The 20,090-nt window shown below is 50.9% G+C and carries 18 protein-coding genes and 1 pseudogene; 5 read left to right on the forward strand and 14 right to left on the reverse strand.

Annotated features, from left to right (window positions below; all coding sequences use genetic code 11):
• Positions 1-136: 136 nt before the first annotated feature.
• The 3 genes from yaiA to EOS98_RS17170 form a co-directional block, all read right to left on the reverse strand.
• Positions 137-328 (reverse strand): protein YaiA, encoded by a 192-nt coding sequence (gene yaiA, locus EOS98_RS17160; protein ID WP_001143161.1) that lies wholly within the window; start codon positions 326-328, stop codon positions 137-139.
• Between the two features lie 26 nt (positions 329-354).
• Positions 355-900, reverse strand: coding sequence for a shikimate kinase AroL (gene aroL, locus EOS98_RS17165; protein WP_000983569.1), 546 nt, complete (start codon positions 898-900; stop codon positions 355-357).
• Between the two features lie 184 nt (positions 901-1,084).
• Entirely contained in the window at positions 1,085-1,540 is a 456-nt protein-coding gene (locus EOS98_RS17170) for a YaiI/YqxD family protein (protein ID WP_000158137.1), read from the reverse strand.
• 139 nt (positions 1,541-1,679) lie between these two features.
• On the opposite strand from EOS98_RS17170, the gene proC reads away from it, so the two are divergent.
• Entirely contained in the window at positions 1,680-2,489 is an 810-nt protein-coding gene (gene proC, locus EOS98_RS17175) for a pyrroline-5-carboxylate reductase (RefSeq protein WP_000412193.1), read from the forward strand.
• Between the two features lie 14 nt (positions 2,490-2,503).
• Here the strand turns inward: proC and adrA are convergent, their stop codons facing one another.
• The 5 genes from adrA to EOS98_RS17200 form a co-directional block, all read right to left on the reverse strand.
• Positions 2,504-3,616, reverse strand: a complete 1,113-nt coding sequence (adrA, locus tag EOS98_RS17180; protein WP_126524235.1) for a diguanylate cyclase AdrA — start codon at positions 3,614-3,616, stop codon at positions 2,504-2,506.
• A 91-nt stretch (positions 3,617-3,707) separates the two neighbouring features.
• The gene (psiF, locus tag EOS98_RS17185; protein WP_017441686.1) at positions 3,708-4,028 is read right to left on the reverse strand and encodes a phosphate starvation-inducible protein PsiF; all 321 of its coding nucleotides are present in this window, start codon (positions 4,026-4,028) and stop codon (positions 3,708-3,710) included.
• 349 nt (positions 4,029-4,377) lie between these two features.
• Positions 4,378-4,638 (reverse strand): anti-adapter protein IraP, encoded by a 261-nt coding sequence (gene iraP, locus EOS98_RS17190; RefSeq protein ID WP_001518423.1) that lies wholly within the window; start codon positions 4,636-4,638, stop codon positions 4,378-4,380.
• A 296-nt stretch (positions 4,639-4,934) separates the two neighbouring features.
• Positions 4,935-6,146: a multidrug efflux MFS transporter gene (locus tag EOS98_RS17195; protein WP_126524236.1), complete on the reverse strand. Its 1,212-nt coding sequence runs from the start codon at positions 6,144-6,146 to the stop codon at positions 4,935-4,937.
• A gap of 168 nt (positions 6,147-6,314) precedes the next feature.
• The gene (locus EOS98_RS17200) at positions 6,315-7,028 is read right to left on the reverse strand and encodes an extensin family protein (RefSeq protein WP_000480794.1); all 714 of its coding nucleotides are present in this window, start codon (positions 7,026-7,028) and stop codon (positions 6,315-6,317) included.
• Positions 7,029-7,105: 77 nt separating this feature from the next.
• On the opposite strand from EOS98_RS17200, the gene ddlA reads away from it, so the two are divergent.
• The gene (gene ddlA / locus EOS98_RS17205) at positions 7,106-8,200 is read left to right on the forward strand and encodes a D-alanine--D-alanine ligase (RefSeq protein WP_001096592.1); all 1,095 of its coding nucleotides are present in this window, start codon (positions 7,106-7,108) and stop codon (positions 8,198-8,200) included.
• 25 nt (positions 8,201-8,225) lie between these two features.
• Here ddlA and EOS98_RS17210 read toward each other — a convergent pair whose 3' ends face one another.
• Positions 8,226-8,441 (reverse strand): DUF2754 family protein, encoded by a 216-nt coding sequence (locus tag EOS98_RS17210; RefSeq protein WP_001239243.1) that lies wholly within the window; start codon positions 8,439-8,441, stop codon positions 8,226-8,228.
• Between the two features lie 267 nt (positions 8,442-8,708).
• On the opposite strand from EOS98_RS17210, the gene EOS98_RS17215 reads away from it, so the two are divergent.
• The gene (locus tag EOS98_RS17215) at positions 8,709-9,017 is read left to right on the forward strand and encodes a YaiY family protein (RefSeq protein ID WP_000763139.1); all 309 of its coding nucleotides are present in this window, start codon (positions 8,709-8,711) and stop codon (positions 9,015-9,017) included.
• A 37-nt stretch (positions 9,018-9,054) separates the two neighbouring features.
• Here the strand turns inward: EOS98_RS17215 and yaiW are convergent, their stop codons facing one another.
• Together yaiW and sbmA are read right to left on the reverse strand one after the other, a co-directional pair.
• The gene (gene yaiW / locus EOS98_RS17220) at positions 9,055-10,149 is read right to left on the reverse strand and encodes a surface-exposed outer membrane lipoprotein YaiW (RefSeq protein ID WP_001271429.1); all 1,095 of its coding nucleotides are present in this window, start codon (positions 10,147-10,149) and stop codon (positions 9,055-9,057) included.
• A gap of 14 nt (positions 10,150-10,163) precedes the next feature.
• Complete coding sequence (gene sbmA, locus EOS98_RS17225; protein ID WP_076735391.1) at positions 10,164-11,384, reverse strand: peptide antibiotic transporter SbmA; 1,221 nt, start codon at positions 11,382-11,384, stop codon at positions 10,164-10,166.
• Positions 11,385-11,730: 346 nt separating this feature from the next.
• Here sbmA and ampH point away from each other — a divergent pair.
• A pseudogene (gene ampH, locus EOS98_RS17235) lies at positions 11,731-12,887 on the forward strand (D-alanyl-D-alanine-carboxypeptidase/endopeptidase AmpH).
• Positions 12,888-12,931: 44 nt separating this feature from the next.
• On the opposite strand, the gene iprA reads toward ampH, so the two are convergent.
• On the reverse strand, positions 12,932-13,555 hold the full coding sequence (gene iprA, locus EOS98_RS17240; RefSeq protein WP_000950242.1) for a hydrogen peroxide resistance inhibitor IprA: 624 nt from the start codon (positions 13,553-13,555) through the stop codon (positions 12,932-12,934).
• 85 nt (positions 13,556-13,640) lie between these two features.
• Positions 13,641-16,586, reverse strand: a complete 2,946-nt coding sequence (locus EOS98_RS17245) for an autotransporter outer membrane beta-barrel domain-containing protein (protein WP_127821185.1) — start codon at positions 16,584-16,586, stop codon at positions 13,641-13,643.
• Positions 16,587-17,098: 512 nt separating this feature from the next.
• Between EOS98_RS17245 and hemB the strand changes: the two genes are divergently transcribed.
• A complete protein-coding gene (gene hemB, locus EOS98_RS17250; RefSeq protein ID WP_000130728.1) occupies positions 17,099-18,073 on the forward strand; it encodes a porphobilinogen synthase in 975 nt (324 codons plus the stop codon).
• A gap of 103 nt (positions 18,074-18,176) precedes the next feature.
• Here the strand turns inward: hemB and prpE are convergent, their stop codons facing one another.
• The gene (prpE, locus tag EOS98_RS17255) at positions 18,177-20,063 is read right to left on the reverse strand and encodes a propionate--CoA ligase (RefSeq protein ID WP_127821186.1); all 1,887 of its coding nucleotides are present in this window, start codon (positions 20,061-20,063) and stop codon (positions 18,177-18,179) included.
• Between the last annotated feature and the right edge of the window lie 27 nt (positions 20,064-20,090).

A 20,090-nucleotide genomic window follows, 5' to 3' on the forward strand; every position in this document is an offset into this window, starting at 1 on the left:
TAAAGATTCCAAATAACTCCAATATTGTATTGTTATCGCTTAATTTACGGTTTTAGTTGCCAGTATAAATGTTTCAAGAATGTGATGGAGATACAATTTAGGGGTACTCAGAATCCCTTCCGAGTGGTTCATGCGTCTATGATTTATCTGGATCTTCGTAACGTTTTTTCGCATCCATCGCTTCTTCTGCGGTCGGATGCTCGCTGATGAGCGAATCAGGTTTCGGATGGTCAGCCCGTAGCTGATACCACGTCACCGTCTGGCCCGGCGTGCCTTTTTCAATGGTGACGATATAAGCTTCCCGCGGATAAGGTGGTCTGGTTGGCATAGCGTTTCCTTTATTCTGGGTGAGCGTTAAGTATAGACATCTCCCTGTAACCGTTGCGTCGACGGCGGCAGCGCCGCAATAATTTCAGAAACGACCTGGGCCGGCGCTTTCGTCGCGTCAATAATGTAATGCGCCGTTTCGCGATACAACGCGTCACGCTGCTCAAGCACTTCCCGAACCTCTTCGCTCAACGGCTTGCCGGTGAGGGTCGGGCGCAGATCCGCTTCAGGTTCAGCCTCAAGCCGGTTAACCAGCGTGGATACCGGCGCGCACAGATAAATCACTACGCCAACACGGTGCATATAACGTCGGTTATACTCCGTGAGAATAATACCGCCTCCCGTCGCCACGACAGTCGAAGGCGCGCTTACCGCCTCCAGGGCCGCGGTTTCCCGGGCGCGGAACCCTCCCCAGCCTTCTTTTTCAACGATATCAGCGACGCTCATCTGCACGTGCGATTGCAGCCAGCGGTCGGTATCTGCAAACCGGAAACCGGTTGCCTGCGCCAGCGCCATACCGATGGTGGTTTTCCCACAGCCCCGCGGGCCAACAAGATAAAGAGGTTGCATCATAGCAGGCGTTCCCCCAGGAACTGCGCATACGCAGGATTTGATATCAGCAATGTTATAATCATATCATCTAACTAGTACAACGCATAAATGTAAATAATAATTTACACAAAGGTACTAAAGTCACAATATTAGTACTATAGCAAGAATCAGAAATGAATAAACTGTAAATTTTTCATTACAGGATTTATTTTTTACGCTGGCTTTCCAGCCACCACTTATCCAGCTCGGCGGCAAAATGCTGACGATCGCGCGGCGAGAGAGTGTTTGGCCCCCCCGTTTGTACGCCGCTGGCGCGTAGCGTGTCCATAAAGTCACGCATCGTCAGACGTTCACGAATCGTGGCGTCGCTATAGCGTTCTCCCCGGGGATTAAGAGCCGCAGCGCCTTTTTCCAGCACTTCAGCCGCCAGCGGAATATCCGCGGTAATCACCAGATCGCCCGCTTCGCATTGACGCACGATTTCATTGTCCGCCACGTCAAACCCGGCGGCCACGCGGAGCGTGCGGATAAAACGCGAAGGCGGCACGCGCAAGGCCTGATTGGCAACCAGAATAAGCGGCAACTGCATCCGCTCGGCGGCGCGGTACAAAATTTCTTTAATGACATTCGGACACGCATCCGCATCCACCCAGATGGTCATAATGTCTCCCGTACGGTATACAATCTTTTATTGTCTCGCGCTTTTGTCTTTCATCAAAGTGCTGTTTCTCCTTCTGCCCGTTTTCAATCCGCGTTAAGCTAACCATTCCCCATAACACACAAACATAGGGAGTGACGAGATGGAGAAGAAAATCGGTTTTATTGGCTGCGGTAATATGGGCAAGGCTATTCTTGGCGGACTGATTGCCAGCGGTCAGGTACTTCCCGGCCAGATCTGGGTCTACACCCCCTCCCCCGATAAAGTTGCCGCCCTGCATGACCAGTACGGCATTAATGCGGCGCAAAGCGCGCAGGAGGTCGCTCAGGTCGCGGATATCGTTTTCGGCGCGGTAAAACCGGGCATTATGGTGAAAGTGCTCAGTGAAATCTCCTCCAGCCTGAACAAAGACTCGCTGGTGGTCTCTATCGCCGCAGGCGTAACGCTTGATCAGCTTGCGCGCGCGCTGGGACACGACCGTAAAATCATTCGCGCTATGCCGAATACGCCGTCGCTGGTCAACGCAGGAATGACCTCCGTCACACCCAACGCGCTGGTCACACCGGAAGATACGGCTGATGTGCTGAATATTTTCCGCTGCTTTGGCGAGGCGGAAGTGATTGCTGAGCCGATGATCCATCCGGTGGTTGGCGTGAGCGGATCTTCGCCGGCCTATGTCTTTATGTTTATCGAGGCGATGGCGGACGCAGCCGTTCTGGGCGGTATGCCTCGCGCTCAGGCTTATAAATTCGCCGCGCAGGCCGTTATGGGATCGGCGAAAATGGTACTCGAAACCGGAAAGCATCCCGGCGAACTGAAAGATATGGTGTGCTCGCCTGGCGGAACGACGATTGAAGCCGTACGCGTTCTGGAAGAACGTGGCTTCCGCGCTGCGGTAATAGAAGCGATGACGAAGTGTATGGAAAAATCAGAGGCGCTCAGTAAATCCTGAAGCCCGGCTGGACGTCATGCCGCCACTTCGGTGCGGTTACGTCCGGCATTCTTTGCTTTGTAAAGCGCCATATCCGCAGACTTTAACCATTCCCGATAATGACCGATTTGTGGCGTTAACGGCGCCACGCCCACGCTGATACGTAACATGACCTGCGGCGTGCCCGGCAAGCGTAAGGTATTTAGCCGTTCATGCACTCGCGACATGGCGGTAATCGCGCTGTCTGCCGGCGTTCCGCACATAATCACCGCAAATTCGTCGCCGCCAAAGCGCCCGATAATATCACTCCCGCGTAGCGTTATCTGTAATTGACGCGTCAGGGCGATAATAGCCTCATCCCCAACATCATGCCCCCAGGTGTCGTTAATGCTCTTAAAATGATCGATGTCGATAATCAACAATGTCGCCTCCCGATGGTGGCGTCGGCTGTGATCGAATTCATTACGTAATAAAATTTCCCAGTGGCGTCGGTTATAGACGCCGGTCATGCCATCCCGCGAACTCATCGCCTGCAAGCGTCGCTTATGTTCCGCTAATTTAATGGCCGTTTGATAACTTACCCAGGCGAACAGAAGCGGATACAACATAATGACGGGCAAAGAGAGCGTGACTTCCAGCGATGAGCTTCGCATAGCGACGGGTAGCCCGGTAAGCTGCAACGTCACCAGACATGACGCCAGCAAAAGGCCCATTCCGACAGTGAATAGCCGCCGCCCGCCAGCGCCCATCAGATTCATGCTCATCATCATAAACAGCGCGGCGGCAGGCAACATATTGACGCCCATCAGCGCGATCCACATGCCGGAGAGGATCGCATCCACTTTCAGGTTGTAAATTTCCTGGCGTAGCGGATCAAGGGCTTTCGCCGACCACTGCCACGCCAGATGCGGCCAGACAAAAGACCAGCCGACCAGTAATAACCACCAGCCGCCAAAGACAGGTTGCGTCACTAACACGGCGGCCACCGGTAAAAACATCCCCCCTAACCCCACCGCACGCGGTAGCCTGATGCGCCGGGCGAAGCGCAACCCGGAGCGCTGACGATCATCAGAAGGGTCAGGCGGCGCTACCGCCTGTTCAACCGCTTTTCGGTAAAAATTTTCATCATTCATTATTTTTGGGAACATTTAGAAACAATTTTCCCAAATTATAGAAACAGAGCGCATGGAGGAAGTATGAAATTTCGGGTGAGTGTTTTTCAGGGCTCACCCGATAGCACTACGCCGCTTTTTTCAGGCAGGCGCTCATAAACTTGCTACGGTCATCGCCTTTCAGGGATTGTTCCGTCGCCTGAACATTGCATTCACGCATTTTCTGCTGTTGCGGCGTCAGGCTTTTCTCGCCAGGGGCTGACTGACTGTTTTTCAGGCAGTCGCTAAGGTAGGTTTTACGCGCATCGCCTTTCAACGCTTGCGCTGTCGCCTGCTGATTACAGGTCGTCATGCGCTGCTGTTGCGGCGTTAACGGTTTTTCGGTTGCACCAACGGTCGTTAAAAAGACCAGGCCAAAAAGTAAAGTCACCAGTAATGTTATTTTCATAGCACCATCCTTTTGTCAGTGTACGCATTACACGTTGTCCCTTTGGGAAATATCCCAGGGACTTTATATAAGTCTGGCTGTTACTGGCAAAAATACCACCCGGCAGTAAAAGTATTACTTACCGTTAGCAATAGATGTTTTATTGATTGACAAACCGTAGGCTAATGTGCAACTCGATTATCCACAGTCACGCAGGATGCAGAAGAACAGCGCATAACGTTACACTGTTATTACCATAGCCGCTTCGTTTTTATTTTGCTCTGTATTAACCAGAAGAAAATAAAAACGAAGCGGCTATGGTATTTCATAATAAGTAACGTTATAACAACTGTGTTGTTTTAAAATACGATTAGTGCCGGGGGTGTCTCAGCAACTTTTTTACATATTGGCGCAGCAATTCCGTATCGTGATCAGGAACGCTGGCATCCGGCTTTACGCCTTCAAGTGCCCCCTCTACCTGACGTATCAACATCTCCTGCTCGTTTTGCGCCATGTTACGTAACATTGCTGTGACGATAATCTCTAACGCTTCTACCTGAGCAACCAGTTCTTTCGACTCTTCTTCTTTTTGGGCTAGCTTAAGCAACAACTCTGCTATGAGATTTTTCATGACCATATTTCCTTATTAGTTCCAGGGTGACGTTATCACTATGAAGAACCACTGCCTAGAGGCTGAAAGTACTATTTTTATGATACAGGAAGAACTTTACACAAATAATTATCACTGTCGCCGCAGCGAAACGTTTCTCAGACCGAAAACGAGACGATAATAAACCATCAAAAAACAATAATCACGCTATATCATAATTTAAGGTTATGCCATCTATAGAAAAACTTCACGGATAAAGAATATATCTTTTAATTTAAACCATATCGTAACGGCAGAAGCGCCGTTACGATGCACCGCTATTGGCCTTTCGCTTTTTGCGCGTTACGCCGACGACGTAACGCCAGGGTCAGTTGTCCAATATTGATCAACACGATCGCCGCCGTAGCGATAAAAACCCAGCGGAAACCGGCCATCGCCGATACCGTCGCGCCCATCAACGGCCCAACCACGTTGCCCAGGTACATAAATGACTGGTTGTAGCCAAAAATACGTCCGGTAATTTGGTCGCTGGAGTATTTCACCAATAACGTTTGTACGGCGGGTAACATCGCGCCATCGGCAAAGCCCAACAAGAAACGCAACAGCCCCAACTGGAACGGCGTGGTGACCCAGGACATCGCGAAGAAAAGCAGCACTGCGCAGATAAGCGTGGCCATCAGAATTCTTTCCGTGCCGATTCTGTCGCCAAGTTTTCCCAGGCGAGGCGCGGAGATAAGCGCAGAGATACCGGGCACCGAGGCAATTAACCCGCTAAGAAAGGCGATGTTATTACTGTCCGGCATCATTGATTTGATAAACAGCGCCAGGATTGGACTGATGGAACCATTACAGAGTTGAATGACCATCGTGGTAAAAAACAAACTGATCACCAGCGCAGGATAAGGTAACGACGCAAAAACGGCTTTACCGCTCAGGCGTTCGCTTTTCTTGATGATCGGACGCACGCCTTCTTTAATTAAAAATAGCGTGACCAGAAAGCTCACCACCAACAGCATGGCGGTAATCAGAAATACCGCCCGCAGCCCGATATGATCCGCGACAAAGCCGCCCATTAACGGCCCGCCGATAACGCCGCTGATCTGCGCGGTAGAAAGCGTACTGAGCGCCCAGCCGCTACGTTCGCGCGGTACCTGAGAGGCTACCAGCGCCATGGCATTGGGGATATAGCCTGACGTTAACCCCATGATTCCGCGCAACAGGAAAAGTTGCCAGACATGGGTCGCAAATGCCTGCAGTAGAATAGCTATCGCCATCCCGAGCGACGCGCGCAATAGCATCAGTTTACGCCCTTTACGATCGGCGAGACTACCCCACATCGGCGACACAATGGCGGAAATAAGAAACGTGATGCTAAACGTTAACCCGGACCACATTGATAACGCTTCATGGGAAGAGACGCCAAGCTGGGAAATATAAAGGGGTAAGAATGGCAGGATTTGGCTGATTGCCAGCCCGGTAAAAAAACATCCAAACCAAACGGAAATTAGATTAACTTTCCAGGATTCCATAAGACTCGTAACGGTAAGTAGCTGAAAATACGCGTTAGCTTAGCAAGTTCTCTTTTTCCTGGTGGTTCCAGAGGTGCGATACGTCACACTTTGCTATTTTGTCTCCCCGTTCATCATTTTTGTGAAACATGTCACATTATATAGCCGCGCAAGGCAGACGTTTATGCTTTAACGACACACGCCGTAGCCCCGCATTCCAAGATGAAAATGGTTAGCATGCGCAGCGTTATAGTCAGGCCCGAGCCCATTGCCATAATAATGGCAACTGGCGTTTAACATAGCGCGTAACCAGGGCCCCGTCTCCTGACGCCCCCAGCCGCGCAGAACAGTGATTTTTCGGCCATCTGATAGCTGAAACCCGCTGACATCCAGCGCTTCTGCGCTGGCATGTTCACTGCGACGCGCATCCGGGCGGTGATAAATATTACGGCAGGCATAGCTGCCCAGATGTTCGATGCGGGTCAGGCGGCGCTTCATCCACGTTTCTGTTAAAGGTTTTGCCTGCTGTTCGACAAACAGCGCGGAGCGCAGCGCCAGCGGGCAGGAGGCTAAAAAACTGCTGCTCAGTTTGACCTGACCAAAATCTCTGACGCGCACAACATGGGACAAGGGACATTCACCAGCGCTATCCGCAACAGGTTGTGATGAAATTAATCCCTGTTGATTGGCCGCCGTCAACAGCTCCCGGCACTGCGACGGCGTAAGGCGCTGTAGTTTGAAGGTCGTGATCCAGCCTGGCGGATCGGCAAGTTGTAGCGGAGCAAAAGGATTATAATAAGAGGGAAGATAACGATATCCCAGCCCGCCAATGCCGCCCAACAGCACAATAATCAGAAAACCCTTACCTCTCACGCGGCCTCCGTTCTCACATCCCATAAACATTATGGCAGAAGCCCGCGAAACCCGCGTTTTGTCGTGGTAATGTATACGCTTTGCATTCGATGGAATGGGTTTTTAAGATGGCGAAATTGCGGGTAGGAATAGTATTTGGCGGTAAGTCGGCGGAACATGAAGTGTCTTTGCAATCAGCGAAAAATATCGTTGATGCGATCGATAAAACCCGCTTCGACGTGGTGCTGTTAGGGATAGATAAGGCAGGACAATGGCATGTTAACGATGCGGAAAATTATTTGCAGAATGCAGACGATCCGGCACATATCGCGCTACGTCCTTCGGCAATCAGTCTGGCCCAGGTGCCTGGCAAACACCAACACCAATTGATTAACGCTCAGAACGGGCAGCCGCTACCGACGGTAGATGTTATTTTTCCTATCGTCCACGGTACGCTGGGCGAAGACGGCTCATTGCAGGGGATGCTGCGCGTCGCAAACTTACCGTTTGTCGGTTCAGACGTGCTGAGCTCCGCAGCCTGCATGGATAAAGACGTCGCCAAACGACTGCTACGCGATGCAGGACTGAATATCGCCCCGTTTATTACACTCACCCGAACGAATCGTCACGCGTTTAGTTTTGCCGAGGTTGAATCCCGTCTGGGACTGCCGCTGTTCGTTAAGCCCGCCAATCAGGGCTCTTCGGTCGGCGTTAGTAAAGTCGCTAACGAAGCGCAATATCAGCAGGCGGTCGCGCTGGCTTTCGAATTCGATCATAAAGTGGTGGTGGAGCAAGGGATCAAAGGGCGCGAGATCGAATGCGCCGTATTAGGTAACGATAACCCACAGGCCAGTACCTGCGGCGAAATCGTACTGAATAGCGAATTTTACGCCTACGATACTAAGTATATTGATGATAACGGCGCACAAGTTGTCGTGCCTGCGCAGCTTCCTTCCGGGGTAAATGACAAGATCCGCGCGATCGCGATCCAGGCTTATCAGACGCTGGGGTGCGCGGGTATGGCGCGTGTCGATGTCTTTTTAACGGCAGACAATGAGGTCGTGATTAACGAGATCAATACGCTGCCAGGTTTTACCAATATCAGTATGTATCCAAAACTCTGGCAGGCGAGCGGACTGGGCTATACCGATTTGATCAGCCGCCTGATTGAGCTGGCGCTGGAACGCCATGCGGCGAATAACGCCTTAAAAACCACGATGTAATAGCGCACGCCCGATAGCGCAACGTTTATCGGGCATCTTTTACCTCATCCTCTTCGCGCCGGCGAATGATGAACCCCGCCAGCCAGAAGCTGATAATCCACGTTACCAGCCCAACGCCATAGGTTTGCCATCCTTTCGCCTCAAAACCCAGCAATCCTACGACGCCATTCAAAATAAAGATAAGGCCAATAGAGAAGGCATAGTAGTGCCAGTCACGACGAATTTTTACAGGCAAACGCATAACGACTCCGACGTATTAACAGCAACAAAAACGTATTTTTGCATACTTCTGGCGAGCGAGTCTGTGGGGGATACGGAATTTCTTAAATGTTAATTGATTTTGATAAAAGTGATCGTTTTGTGACAACTAACAAAAATTTACGCGATGGATACATTCCGTATGTGAAATTACCATGATTCTGATATTGACAAACACAATGACCTGTCAGACTTCACAGTAAGCCGATGGCATAACGCCAGATCGTAGCCGATCATCCTGGAGGTCTTTATGGCTGATTTCACTCTCTCAAAATCGCTGTTCAGCGGGAAGCATCGAGAAACCTCCTCTACGCCCGGAAATATTGCTTACGCCATATTTGTACTGTTTTGCTTCTGGGCCGGAGCGCAACTCTTAAACCTGCTGGTTCATGCGCCGGGCATCTATGAGCATCTGATGCAGGTACAGGATACAGGTCGACCGCGGGTAGAGATTGGGCTGGGCGTCGGGACGATTTTTGGCCTGGTGCCCTTCCTCACGGGCTGCCTCATTTTCGCCGTTATCGCCGCGTTTTTACGCTGGCGTCACCGTCACCAATAAACCTTAGCGCGCTGGAGAAAATATCCCAGCGCGAAATTTATCGCCCCATACACCGCGCCCGCCGCTCATCAACTCGTTTAGCAAACCAGGCGGTCGTCAGCTTGCGTGTGATCTTCGGACTTTCCAGTTGAATACCGGGCAACATTTCCCGCGCAAGCGTCTTGCCCGTTTTGGCCTCAGCCAGTTTATAGACTTTCTTGTAGAGCGCCGTTTTTTCAAACGCCAGGCTATCGCCTTTCTCCAGTTGGCTGCGAATTTCACGCTCACTCATTCCCAACTGCCCTGCCAGTTTGCGCACCGCTAACTCTGTTTTGCCCGGTTCCTTGCTGTTATAACGAATCAGATCGCCATCCAGCGCCAGTTTTACCCCACTGGCTTTACTGACGGCATTCTGGAACGCAGCGTTACGGCTGGCGTACCATCCCGCGTTGAAGTCGGCGAAGCGGAAAACAGGCGCGCTGTAGTTCGCCGGGTAATTCAGCAAATGGTAGGTTCCAAACCACAATCCGCCACGGCGCGTAAAGACCTCCTGACGTACCGTACCCGCCATATTCCACGGATAACCTTTCGCATGCTGTTCGGCAAAGGCAATGCTGACCTGCATCGGGCCGCCCGTATGCACCGGGTTATATGAGCCAAATAGCGTCTGCCCCATAGGGACCATATTGATAAAATCGTCAAAAATAGCGCTAAGCTGTTTTTCGGTTTTTACCGTGTCCAGGCGTTCGCTATAGCTTTTGCCGTTGGGGGAGTTAATTTTCAGCGCGGTGTGCACCAGAAACAGCGGAATGTGTAGTCGTTCAGCGCGGCGATCAATCTCCTGCCAGGCGATTTTACTTAGCCCCGGCACGACAGGATCCGCCTGATAACCGGACTCCTGCTGGGCGACAGCCAGCACCGAACAGATATTTTCTACCGTCGGCGCCAGCCCCTGGCTCTTAAACGTTGTCGCGATATCTTTCGCCCAGGCCTCTCTGTCTTTGACAGTGGCCGGCATTTTCTGACGTACTACGCTTGCCACGTCGACAGGCTTCTCGCCCTTGCTCACCGGCTGCCCGGATTGACTACTACAGCCAGCCAATATGGCGACCGCCAGAAAAGGCAGAGGATAAAGACGGGACGCCGCCGACATAACGTTTCCTTCTGTTAGCTAAAAGAGTGGGTCACTTCCTGAACTGGCTGACCATCCAACTGACGTTCAAAGCTACGTAAACGTTTATAAATAGACATCAGCTCCACCAGAGTCGTCCAGGAGTTAATCAAATACTGGAACGAACCGCGCACCTGACCAAACACGTTGGTGATTTGCGTCATCAGCCCCAGCGTAATCGTACCGGCAACAATGGAAGGAAACAGCAGGAACAAACCGAAAACGTTATCGACCTGCAAATAGAGAATGCGCGCGATGTTGAAATACATATAGTGAAAGTAGAGACGGAAGTAGTTATGGCGCACCGCGCTAAACAGTTCACGGACGGTTGGCGGCGTGGCGCGGCTGGCGTCATCTTCACCGTAGACCAGCTCCTTACGATAAGCGGCTTCCACTCGCTGATTTTTAAATTCCAGCCCCGGCAATTTGATCCCGACGACCGCCAGCAGGCCCGTCCCCATTAATGACCAGACTATGGCGGCAATGACCAGGCCGTAAGGGATATGTCCTACGATGGGTAAATCCGGCACATGCGCTGACAGGGTGACCAACACCGGCAGAAAGGCGATGAGCGTCATGATGGCATTGATAAAACTCACGCCCATATTCTCCAGTGTAGAGGCAAAACGCATGGTGTCTTCCTGCACACGCTGGGCGGCCCCTTCGATATGGCGCAGGTACTGCCAGTGCGCCATATAGTGCTCATTCATTGCGGTACGCCAGCGAAATACATAGTGGCTGACAAAGAAGTTGTTCAGCACACCGATCACCACGGCGATAAGCGCAATACCGAGAAACACCCCCACTTCATGATAAAATTGACCAAGAGTGACCTTGTGCGGCGAGCTGAGCGCCGTTTGAATCAAATCATAGAACGGTGCGTACCAGGCGTTAACCGCGACGCCAACCTCCACCAAAAACCAGGTGACAAAAATAATGAGCGAGGTGCCAAGTATCGACCAGTACTGCCAGCGGTGCGGGCTATAGATGAACCAGAACGTTGCAAATAATCCTACGCAAATCAGGTAATAAGCATAAAAAATCAGATAGTCCAGCGACCAAAAGCGCGCTGCGCTGATAGGCACTTCATCGGATGCCCCTACAAGTCGCGCCACCCAATCTCCTCCTCCCGCCTGCCAGAAAATGACGGCGATCAGCGCCCAAATAAACGCCGACATGAAAAACGGCCCTGGCTTTGGGAAAAAAGATTTAAACATCATGCTCTCCTGCTAACTTCTTCTCTTTATTACGGCTGCTGTGACGGCGGCAATAGCACGCCATGCCCACGCAAATGAAAGGGCTAAACCAGGCATTGTGACCTACGTTGTGACGCTTAGTTCGCATTTCTGCTCAACAGAATTGTTTCGACGAGTTTCATCCTCAGCAGGCACGCTGACGCTATCAGGTTATCACAAGCGCTTTATCACAAAAGTAAACATTCTCCATCACGAAAACCCGCCGTTACGTTTTTTCACCCACTTTTTTCTCTTTAACGTTTTGCAATGTGCCGCCGGGTAGTATAAATACGCATAACCACCGTTATTTCACTTATGGACATCACCGTTGAAACGTAGTCTGCTTTTTACTGCCATGCTGTTTGCGGCATCACTTACTTCTGTCCAGGCGGCTCAGCCGATTGCCGATCCGGTTTTTGCCTCTGATATCGTTGATCGTTATGCCGAGCATATCTTTTATGGTAGCGGCGCCACGGGCATGGCGCTGGTGGTGATCGACGGCAATCAACGCGTGTTTCGTAGTTTCGGTGACACCAGACCGGGCAATAATGTTCGTCCACAGCTTGATTCGGTCATTCGTATCGCTTCTCTCACCAAGCTCATGACCAGTGAAATGTTGGTAAAATTGCTCGATCAGGGAACGGTAAAATTAAACGATCCTCTCAGCAAATATGCGCCTCCCGGCGCGCATGTCCGACGTATCAAGGCACGCCGATTACGTTGGTCAACTTAGCGACCCATACCAGTGCGCTTCCGCGAGAACAGCCCGGCGGCGCGGCGCATCGTCCGGTATTTGTCTGGCCAACCCGCGAACAACGCTGGAGCTGGCTCTCCACAGCAACGTTAAAAGTCGCGCCCGGTTCACAGGCGGCCTATTCCAATCTGGCGTTCGACCTGTTAGCCGACGCGCTGGCGACCGCCTCCGGCAAACCTTATACGCAACTGTTTGAAGAAAAGATTACCCGCCCGCTGGGAATGAAAGACACCACGTTTACCCCCTCTCCCGATCAGTGTAAGCGTCTGATGGTGGCAGAAAAAGGCGCAAGCCCCTGTAATAATACGCTGGCAGCCATTGGCAGCGGCGGGGTCTATTCCACGCCAGGAGATATGATGCGCTGGATGCAACAGTATCTGTCGTCAGATTTCTATCACCGTAGCCATCAGGCCGATCGTATGCAAACGTTGATTTATCAGCGCACACAGTTAAAGAAAATCATCGGGATGGACGTACCGGGTAAAGCCGACGCGCTCGGTCTGGGCTGGGTCTATATGGCGCCAAAAGACGGACGTCCTGGCATTATCCAGAAAACAGGAGGCGGCGGCGGTTTTATTACCTATATGGCGATGATCCCACAATATAATATTGGCGCTTTTGTGGTCGTAACCCGTTCCCCCCTCACGCGTTTTACCAATATGAGCGACGGGATTAACGATTTGGTTACTGAGCTAAGCGGCAATAAACCGATTGCTATTCCTGCATCCTGAGTCGTCGCGCCTCGCGCTATATCAGACGAGGCGCAGCATTTTTGTTAATATTCGGAGGGCAAACGGTTAATACTGATCAGTTTGCCTTTATTCATTTCAATGTAATTACCCTTACGCAGGGCCGCGAGAACTTCCGCCACCACCGATCGCGATACGCGCGTTCGTTGATGAATATAATTCATAACACCAATACGTGAGCGAAGTTCTTCATCCCACTCAATCATTGTCATTAACGTCGCACGAATCTGGTCGTAAGAATTATTACCAATGAGCTGCTTGTCACGAAGTTCCAGTACCTGACTTTTCCATACTATCCAACAGAAGGCTTCACGCCACAGTTGGTTTTGCTCAATGATGGCAAGAGTTTGTGATGATGAGAGGCGATAACCAATGCAACCGCTCTCCGCAATTAATTTATATTGTGCCTCTTTTTTCGCCACACCATCGGCTAAACCGAAAATAAAGGGGGCCTGCACAATACCAATAAGAACTTTATCACCCCGAACTAACGAAACAACCCCCTCTAAAATAACAAAGGTATGGGTATTACTTTCATCAGGTGAACAGATAATCTCTTTATCATTAACAAACTCGAAACGCGTACCATGCTTAGAAAGGCATTTATCGAGTCTGTAGAATTCCTGTAGTGGCTTGCTTAAAGATAACATATGCATTCCTTGCAATAATGCCCGTCAAGTCCTTGACGGGCATTTTTCAGTTTAAATTACCTTTATTTCTCCTGAGAGAAAATGATTACCAGGTATATTTAACACCAACGTTTGCAGACCAGTCTTGATCAACATCACCGCCGCCGAGGTAGTTAGCATCGGTGTAGGCGCTGAAGTTCTTCGTGAAGCTGAACTGAGTACCCAGACCAACACGTACCGCAGAACCTTCTACGCCGTTGTCGATAGAGTCGCCGTTTACGTCAGCATCGTTGTTGGAGTCGTCGTAAACGTAAGCCAGTTTGAAGTACGGGGTCAGCGCCTGATCTTCGCTGTAAGTGAAGGTATAACCTGCATCTACACCGAGTTCATAACGCATGCTGTCGTAAGACTGACCGTCAACTTTCATGTCGTTGCTCAGCTGGTAGTCGTCGCCAGACTGGAACAGACCGGATACGCTGCCGTAAGGCGTTACGTAGCCTGCATCACCCAGCTTCAGATCATAACCCAGTTTCAAGCCGAAGCCCCAGTCGTCAGAAGAGGTGTTGCCGTCAACGTAAGTACCGTCGCTCATGTTAGCAGACAAATCGTTGTTGAAGTGAGAGTAGCTCAAGTTACCGTCAACAAAGATGTTGTTTGCGAAACGAGCGGAAGAGTAGATGTAGGCAGACTGGCTGTCCTGATCCACCTGACCGGTACGATCGCTCAGGTCGCCTTTCGCGAAACCTGCTGCCGCACCAACGATCCACTTAGCGTTGTTACCGTCAACTTTGGTATCAACACCGACCATGATGCCATTAACATCCTGATCGTAGTTAATGGTGCCGTTGTCGCCGTTGAAGTTACCGCCGAAGTAGCTTACCCATGCGCCGCCGTTATCCGCCAGGCCATGACGAGCGTTGGTCAGACGAGTACCAACGGTGTCTTGTTCCAGGTTCCAGATATTGGTGTTCGCAGAAGGAATGCTCAGCGCCATGTTAGCGTAGTCGGTCAGTTCCATCTGTTCCAGCACGACAGTGTTGCCTTCCTGCTTAGCCTGATAGGTGTAAGCACCCAGGTCAGCTTTGTTTGCTGCAGAGAAGGTCGCGTCGGTGTTTACGTCATTGACACGAATCAGCTCGTTGCCTTTGTAATCCGCAACAGAACCGGCACCAGTAGCGTTGTCGATGCGCACTTTATAGTTACCAGTTGCGGCTACAACGTTGTCAGTGTAGCTATTATCCGCTTCACCGTTAGCACTGTAAGTAGTATCAGCAGTGTTATCACCGTTGTAATAATCACCATTACCATTCACGGTCAAATGACCGTCAGAAGTCATAGCGATGACACCGTAACCATAGGTAGCGTTTGATGTATCGGTTGTGTTGGTGTGGCCGTTAACCAAATCAGCATTCAGCACATAGTCGCTGTTGTTGATGTTAAATACACCAGCGTTGGTCAGTTCCAGAGTATCTGTACCGAAAGAATCGGCATCAAATTCACCAGCACCGATGCTGAATTCACCGCCGTTTGATACGGTAATAGTGTTAGCATACAGATAAGCAGTTTCGTTTGTCAGATCAACTTTACTGTAGCTATCAACCGTCAGGTGATCGGTATCAACTTCACCATAGGAACTGAGGTTCATCGTTGAACCATTGGTCAATGTGATGGTGTCTGCGATTAAAGAAGAACTATCAGCTACGTTAACCTGAGAACCATTATTAACAGTTAGGGTATCGACGTTTGAAGTGTTTACCGTATCCCATTCAGAACCGTTATCCAGCGCTACAGTGAAGATACCGCTCTGGAAGGTCTTGTCATCAACAACGTTGCCCCATTTATCCACAGTAGAACTTGGTTCTAAGCTGTTAGTACCATCTTCAAGATCGTACATATCAGCCGGTGCGATATACTCATAGCTAAAGTATGCGTCACCTACCCACTTACTACCGTTATCCAGTTTGAGGTTCAGTTCATCAACGTTATCGTTGTCGTGACTCCAACCGCCATTCGTATCTTCTACGCCATCATTGTTGGTGTCATAACCGATTGGGCTGAAACCATCGCTGGCGCTGATAACACCATCGCCATTGGAATCAGCATTCGCGTCGTCAGCATTGTTGAAGTTACTCGTAAACACAACATCACCCATCAACGTTGAACCGTTGGTGAATGTAACGTTGTTCTTCATCGAATAGTATGAGTCAGGATCATCTGAGAACGATAAAGCAGTGTCATTCGGATTATGGTACCAGGTTCCTGTCGTTGTATCATAAACAGCGTTGCCAGAATAATCGCTTGGCTCTGAAGAGTTACCAAACCAACCGCTACCCTCAAGCGGAGTCACAGCCCCTGATGTAACAGTGGAATTGTCAACGACAATAGTGTTGTCCCAAGTATGAACATAAGCGCTATCCCCACCAGTAGCATATGTTGCGTCGTAAGTATCGCCCTGGCTCAGAGTAATACCTGCAACACGAGAGTTATTGGTGATATTAATATTACTTTCGACATCCAACGTTACAGCAGTGCCTAAAGAAGCTAATTCGGAAGTACGCCAATCTTCCGTAGTAACTTTTCCATCAGCATTATTATAATCATCGGTGAAGTAGAAATATTCATAATCATCATCGATAGTGGAGTTAGCGATATTGAGGGTAAATGTATCGCCATCATCCCAGTCATGATCAACATATGCTGTGTCATCCCACATATGTTGGGAAGTAATCATGCCATGGATGGTAGAATTGGTGATATTCAGTGTATTCGTAGAATCTGCGGTGTAGTCATTGTTCAGATAATACGTAGAAATAACACCATTTACAGTATCGTTGTTAAAGGATTGATCGAAATCGGTAGTTGCAGGATTGTAATAAACATAACCACCGTAAGTTACATAATCGGTGTCAGTATTGATCCCAGCGTACTGGGTAGTTGCGTCGTCATGATACCCAAAAGTGTTATAAGTAGTAGCATTCGCCTGAGAAGTGATTGCCAGAGTGCAAGCCAATGCTAATTGTGAGACTACAAGTTTCTTTTTCCAGGAGTGCATTTGTCATCCCTCCTCAGGGACGTAATATAGTTGATCCATCAATTATCAATGCATAAAAACATACAGATGTTTAGCAAGAAGGATTATGCGGCGTCATTGCTAAAAGGTTCAATTATTCTTTATCCTCAGTCCGGATTCGGACATGAATTAAAAGGACGTAATAAAAGGAAAATTTATAATTGAAAAGCATTCTTTTTCATGGCCTTACAAGAAAATAAAAAAACAAAACACATATAAGATAAATATGGATTAAAGAAAAACAAAATAAACATGAATAATGTTGAAACCCACATTTACTTAAATGACGATGAAATAAAACTAAAAACAACGTAAAACTAATTCTTATTTAAAATGATATAGTGCCTGAGGTATTAATCTTCGGTATATAAAAGAAGCGCCATGTTCTGCCGCCGCCGGGGCTGCGCCTGCTACGTTAAGGACCGTTTTCGTAAAACATCTGCCTGCAGATTCAGGTATACTGGGCCTTCGATTCCACAAACATCAGGCAGACCATGACAGACCTTATCCATCGCCCTCGCCGCCTGCGCAAATCCGCTGCGCTGCGCGCTATGTTTGAAGAGACAACACTTAGCCTGAACGACCTGGTGTTGCCGATCTTTGTTGAAGAAGAACTCGACGATTACAAAGCTATTGATGCCATGCCCGGCGTAATGCGTATCCCGGAAAAGCAGCTGGCGCGAGAGATTGAACGTATCGCAAATGCTGGCATTCGTTCCGTTATGACCTTCGGCATTTCTCACCATACTGATGACACCGGCAGCGATACCTGGAAAGAAGACGGCCTGGTGGCAAGAATGTCCCGCATCTGTAAGCAAACCGTACCGGAGATGATCGTCATGTCCGACACCTGCTTCTGCGAATACACCTCGCACGGCCACTGCGGCGTGTTGTGCGAACACGGTGTGGATAACGACGCGACGCTGGCCAACCTCGGCAAGCAGGCCGTTGTCGCGGCGGCGGCTGGAGCAGATTTTATTGCGCCCTCCGCGGCAATGGATGGACAAGTCCAGGCTATCCGCCAGGCGCTGGATGCCGCCGGTTTTACCGATACGGCAATAATGTCCTACTCCACTAAGTTCGCCTCTTCTTTCTACGGCCCCTTCCGTGAAGCAGCGGGCACCGCGTTAAAAGGCGACCGCAAAACGTATCAAATGAATCCGATGAACCGCCGTGAAGCGATTCGCGAATCACTGCTCGACGAAGCCCAGGGCGCGGATTGCTTAATGGTGAAACCGGCCGGCGCGTATCTGGACGTGCTGCGTGAAATCCGCGAACGCACAGAGTTGCCGCTTGGCGCTTACCAGGTGAGCGGTGAATATGCCATGATTAAATTTGCTGCTATGGCTGGCGCCATCGATGAAGAAAAGGTCGTGCTGGAAAGTCTGGGCTCGATTAAACGCGCCGGCGCCGATTTGATTTTCAGCTACTTCGCGCTGGATCTGGCTGAGAAAAATATTCTGCGTTAATTCTGTTACAGGGCGGCGCGCTGCCGCCCTTTCCCGACTTTACACCCCACTATTCAGTCGCTGAGCCTGACCCGTTGCCGGACGCGGCTTATCCGGCTTACGGCTATTCCTCGATCGCCTGGCGAATTTGCTGCAACGACGCGGGATCGTCAATGGTTGTCAGATCGCCCGGATCGCGGCCTTCGCAGATCGCCTGGATCGTGCGGCGAAGCATCTTTCCGGAACGCGTTTTGGGGAGCTGCGAGACAAACCAGACATGCGCCGGACGACCAAAGTGACCGATCTGGTTGTCCACCAGCGCCATAATCGCGTTTTCCTCGTCGCGCGCCGCCTCGCGATCCGCCAGCGTATCGCTCTGCTTCGGAATGACAAACGCCACCGCTACCTGCCCTTTCAGAGCGTCTTTTATCCCCACTACCGCCACTTCCGCTACGTTCGGGTAGCTGGAGATACTTTCTTCTATTTCTCGCGTCCCCAGCCGATGACCCGCAATATTAATCACATCATCGGTACGGCCCAGAATAAAGTAATACCCCTCGGCGTCGCGGATTCCCCAGTCGAAAGTGGCATAAACCTGACGGTTAAACAGCGACCAGTAAGTCTTCACAAAACGCGCATCGTCGCCCCAAATAGTCTGAATACAGCCCGGCGGCAGCGGCCCTTCGATCACCAGCATCCCCTTTTCATTTATGCCGCAAGGTTCGCCAGTGACTTCATTGAGTAGCTGGACGTTATAACCGTACATCGGCACGCCGGGACTTCCCAGACGCGGCGGCCTGTCATCCAGCGCACGCGCCAGCGCCATGATCGGCCAGCCGGACTCCGTCTGCCAATAATTGTCGATAACCGGCACACCCAGCGTCTCCGTCACCCAACTGGCCGTCGGCTCGTCCAGCGGCTCACCGGCCAGATAAAGCGCCTCCAGCGAGGAGAGATCGTGATTGCGGATTTGCGCCGTCGGGAATTTTTTCAGCACGCGAATCGCGGTCGGGGCGGAAAACATCCGGTTAACCTGGTATTTCTCGACAATTTTCCACCAGACCCCGCAGTCCGGGTACGTCGGCAGTCCTTCGTAAACAATAGTCGCCATGCCTGCCAGCAGCGGCGCGTAAACAATATAGGAGTGGCCGACGACCCAGCCGATATCCGATGCGCAAAAGAATACGCCGCCCGCCTTGCCGCCAAAAATGGTGTCCATCGAGGTTACCAGCGCCACCGCATAACCGCCGACGTCGCGCTGGACGCCTTTCGGTTTGCCGGTAGTGCCGGAGGTGTAAAGAATGCATGAGGTTTCATTGGATTCCAGCCACGCCACCGGCACGCTCGCGCCGAGATGCTGCTGGCGCAACGTGGCAAAATCCAGATCGCGCCCATCCACCCACGCCATTTTCGCCAGCCCTCTGTCCACCAGCAGAACGTGTTTCGGCTGATGCTGCGCCTGCGCAATAGCGTCATCAAGCAGCTTTTTATACGGCAGGATTTTACCGCCCCGCGCTCCGGCATCCGCCGACACAATCAGCGCCGGTCTGGCATCGTCAATGCGCGCCGCCACGCTGTGCGAGGCAAAACCGCCAAAGACCACCGAATGGATCGCGCCAATGCGCGCGCAGGCCAGCAGGGTTATCTGCGCTTCGGCAATCATCGGCATATAGACCAATACGCGATCGCCACGCTGCACGCCCAGCGTCAGCAGCATAGCGGCCACAGCGTTGACTTCATCATGCAACTGGCTGAAGGTAAATGTGCGCTCTTCATCGGTCTCTGATGAGACGGCAATCAGCGCCAGCGCCTCCGGCTGTTTATCCAGCCAGCGGTCGACGGCGTTATGACATAAGTTAGTGGTGCCGCCGCAAAACCAGCGGGCAAACGGTGGACGGCTATGATCCAGCGTCTGCGTAAACGGCTGTCGCCAGTCGATACGCCGGGCCTGCTCGGCCCAGAACGCCTCCGGTTCGTTAATGGAACGCTGATAAAATTCGCTAAAAGACATCACGCTCTCCTGTTGAACTTACGCCTT

Source organism: Salmonella sp. SSDFZ69, from assembly GCF_004010755.1.
In the GTDB taxonomy this organism is placed as follows: Bacteria; Pseudomonadota; Gammaproteobacteria; order Enterobacterales; family Enterobacteriaceae; genus Salmonella; species Salmonella enterica.

What these genes read in the sequence shown, in the direction of transcription:
- proC (WP_000412193.1), top strand. Translation starts at nt 1,680, where the DNA reads ATGGAGAAGAAAATCGGTTTTATTGGCTGCGGTAATATGGGCAAGGCT.
- EOS98_RS17210 (WP_001239243.1), bottom strand. Translation starts at nt 8,441, where the DNA reads ATGCGTTTGCCTGTAAAAATTCGTCGTGACTGGCACTACTATGCCTTC.
- EOS98_RS17245 (WP_127821185.1), bottom strand. Translation starts at nt 16,586, where the DNA reads ATGCACTCCTGGAAAAAGAAACTTGTAGTCTCACAATTAGCATTGGCT.
- psiF (WP_017441686.1), bottom strand. Translation starts at nt 4,028, where the DNA reads ATGAAAATAACATTACTGGTGACTTTACTTTTTGGCCTGGTCTTTTTA.
- EOS98_RS17195 (WP_126524236.1), bottom strand. Translation starts at nt 6,146, where the DNA reads ATGGAATCCTGGAAAGTTAATCTAATTTCCGTTTGGTTTGGATGTTTT.
- aroL (WP_000983569.1), bottom strand. Translation starts at nt 900, where the DNA reads ATGATGCAACCTCTTTATCTTGTTGGCCCGCGGGGCTGTGGGAAAACC.
- sbmA (WP_076735391.1), bottom strand. Translation starts at nt 11,384, where the DNA reads ATGTTTAAATCTTTTTTCCCAAAGCCAGGGCCGTTTTTCATGTCGGCG.
- prpE (WP_127821186.1), bottom strand. Translation starts at nt 20,063, where the DNA reads ATGTCTTTTAGCGAATTTTATCAGCGTTCCATTAACGAACCGGAGGCG.
- iraP (WP_001518423.1), bottom strand. Translation starts at nt 4,638, where the DNA reads ATGAAAAATCTCATAGCAGAGTTGTTGCTTAAGCTAGCCCAAAAAGAA.
- EOS98_RS17170 (WP_000158137.1), bottom strand. Translation starts at nt 1,540, where the DNA reads ATGACCATCTGGGTGGATGCGGATGCGTGTCCGAATGTCATTAAAGAA.
- iprA (WP_000950242.1), bottom strand. Translation starts at nt 13,555, where the DNA reads ATGTTATCTTTAAGCAAGCCACTACAGGAATTCTACAGACTCGATAAA.
- adrA (WP_126524235.1), bottom strand. Translation starts at nt 3,616, where the DNA reads ATGTTCCCAAAAATAATGAATGATGAAAATTTTTACCGAAAAGCGGTT.
- yaiA (WP_001143161.1), bottom strand. Translation starts at nt 328, where the DNA reads ATGCCAACCAGACCACCTTATCCGCGGGAAGCTTATATCGTCACCATT.
- EOS98_RS17215 (WP_000763139.1), top strand. Translation starts at nt 8,709, where the DNA reads ATGGCTGATTTCACTCTCTCAAAATCGCTGTTCAGCGGGAAGCATCGA.
- EOS98_RS17200 (WP_000480794.1), bottom strand. Translation starts at nt 7,028, where the DNA reads ATGTTTATGGGATGTGAGAACGGAGGCCGCGTGAGAGGTAAGGGTTTT.
- ddlA (WP_001096592.1), top strand. Translation starts at nt 7,106, where the DNA reads ATGGCGAAATTGCGGGTAGGAATAGTATTTGGCGGTAAGTCGGCGGAA.
- hemB (WP_000130728.1), top strand. Translation starts at nt 17,099, where the DNA reads ATGACAGACCTTATCCATCGCCCTCGCCGCCTGCGCAAATCCGCTGCG.
- yaiW (WP_001271429.1), bottom strand. Translation starts at nt 10,149, where the DNA reads ATGTCGGCGGCGTCCCGTCTTTATCCTCTGCCTTTTCTGGCGGTCGCC.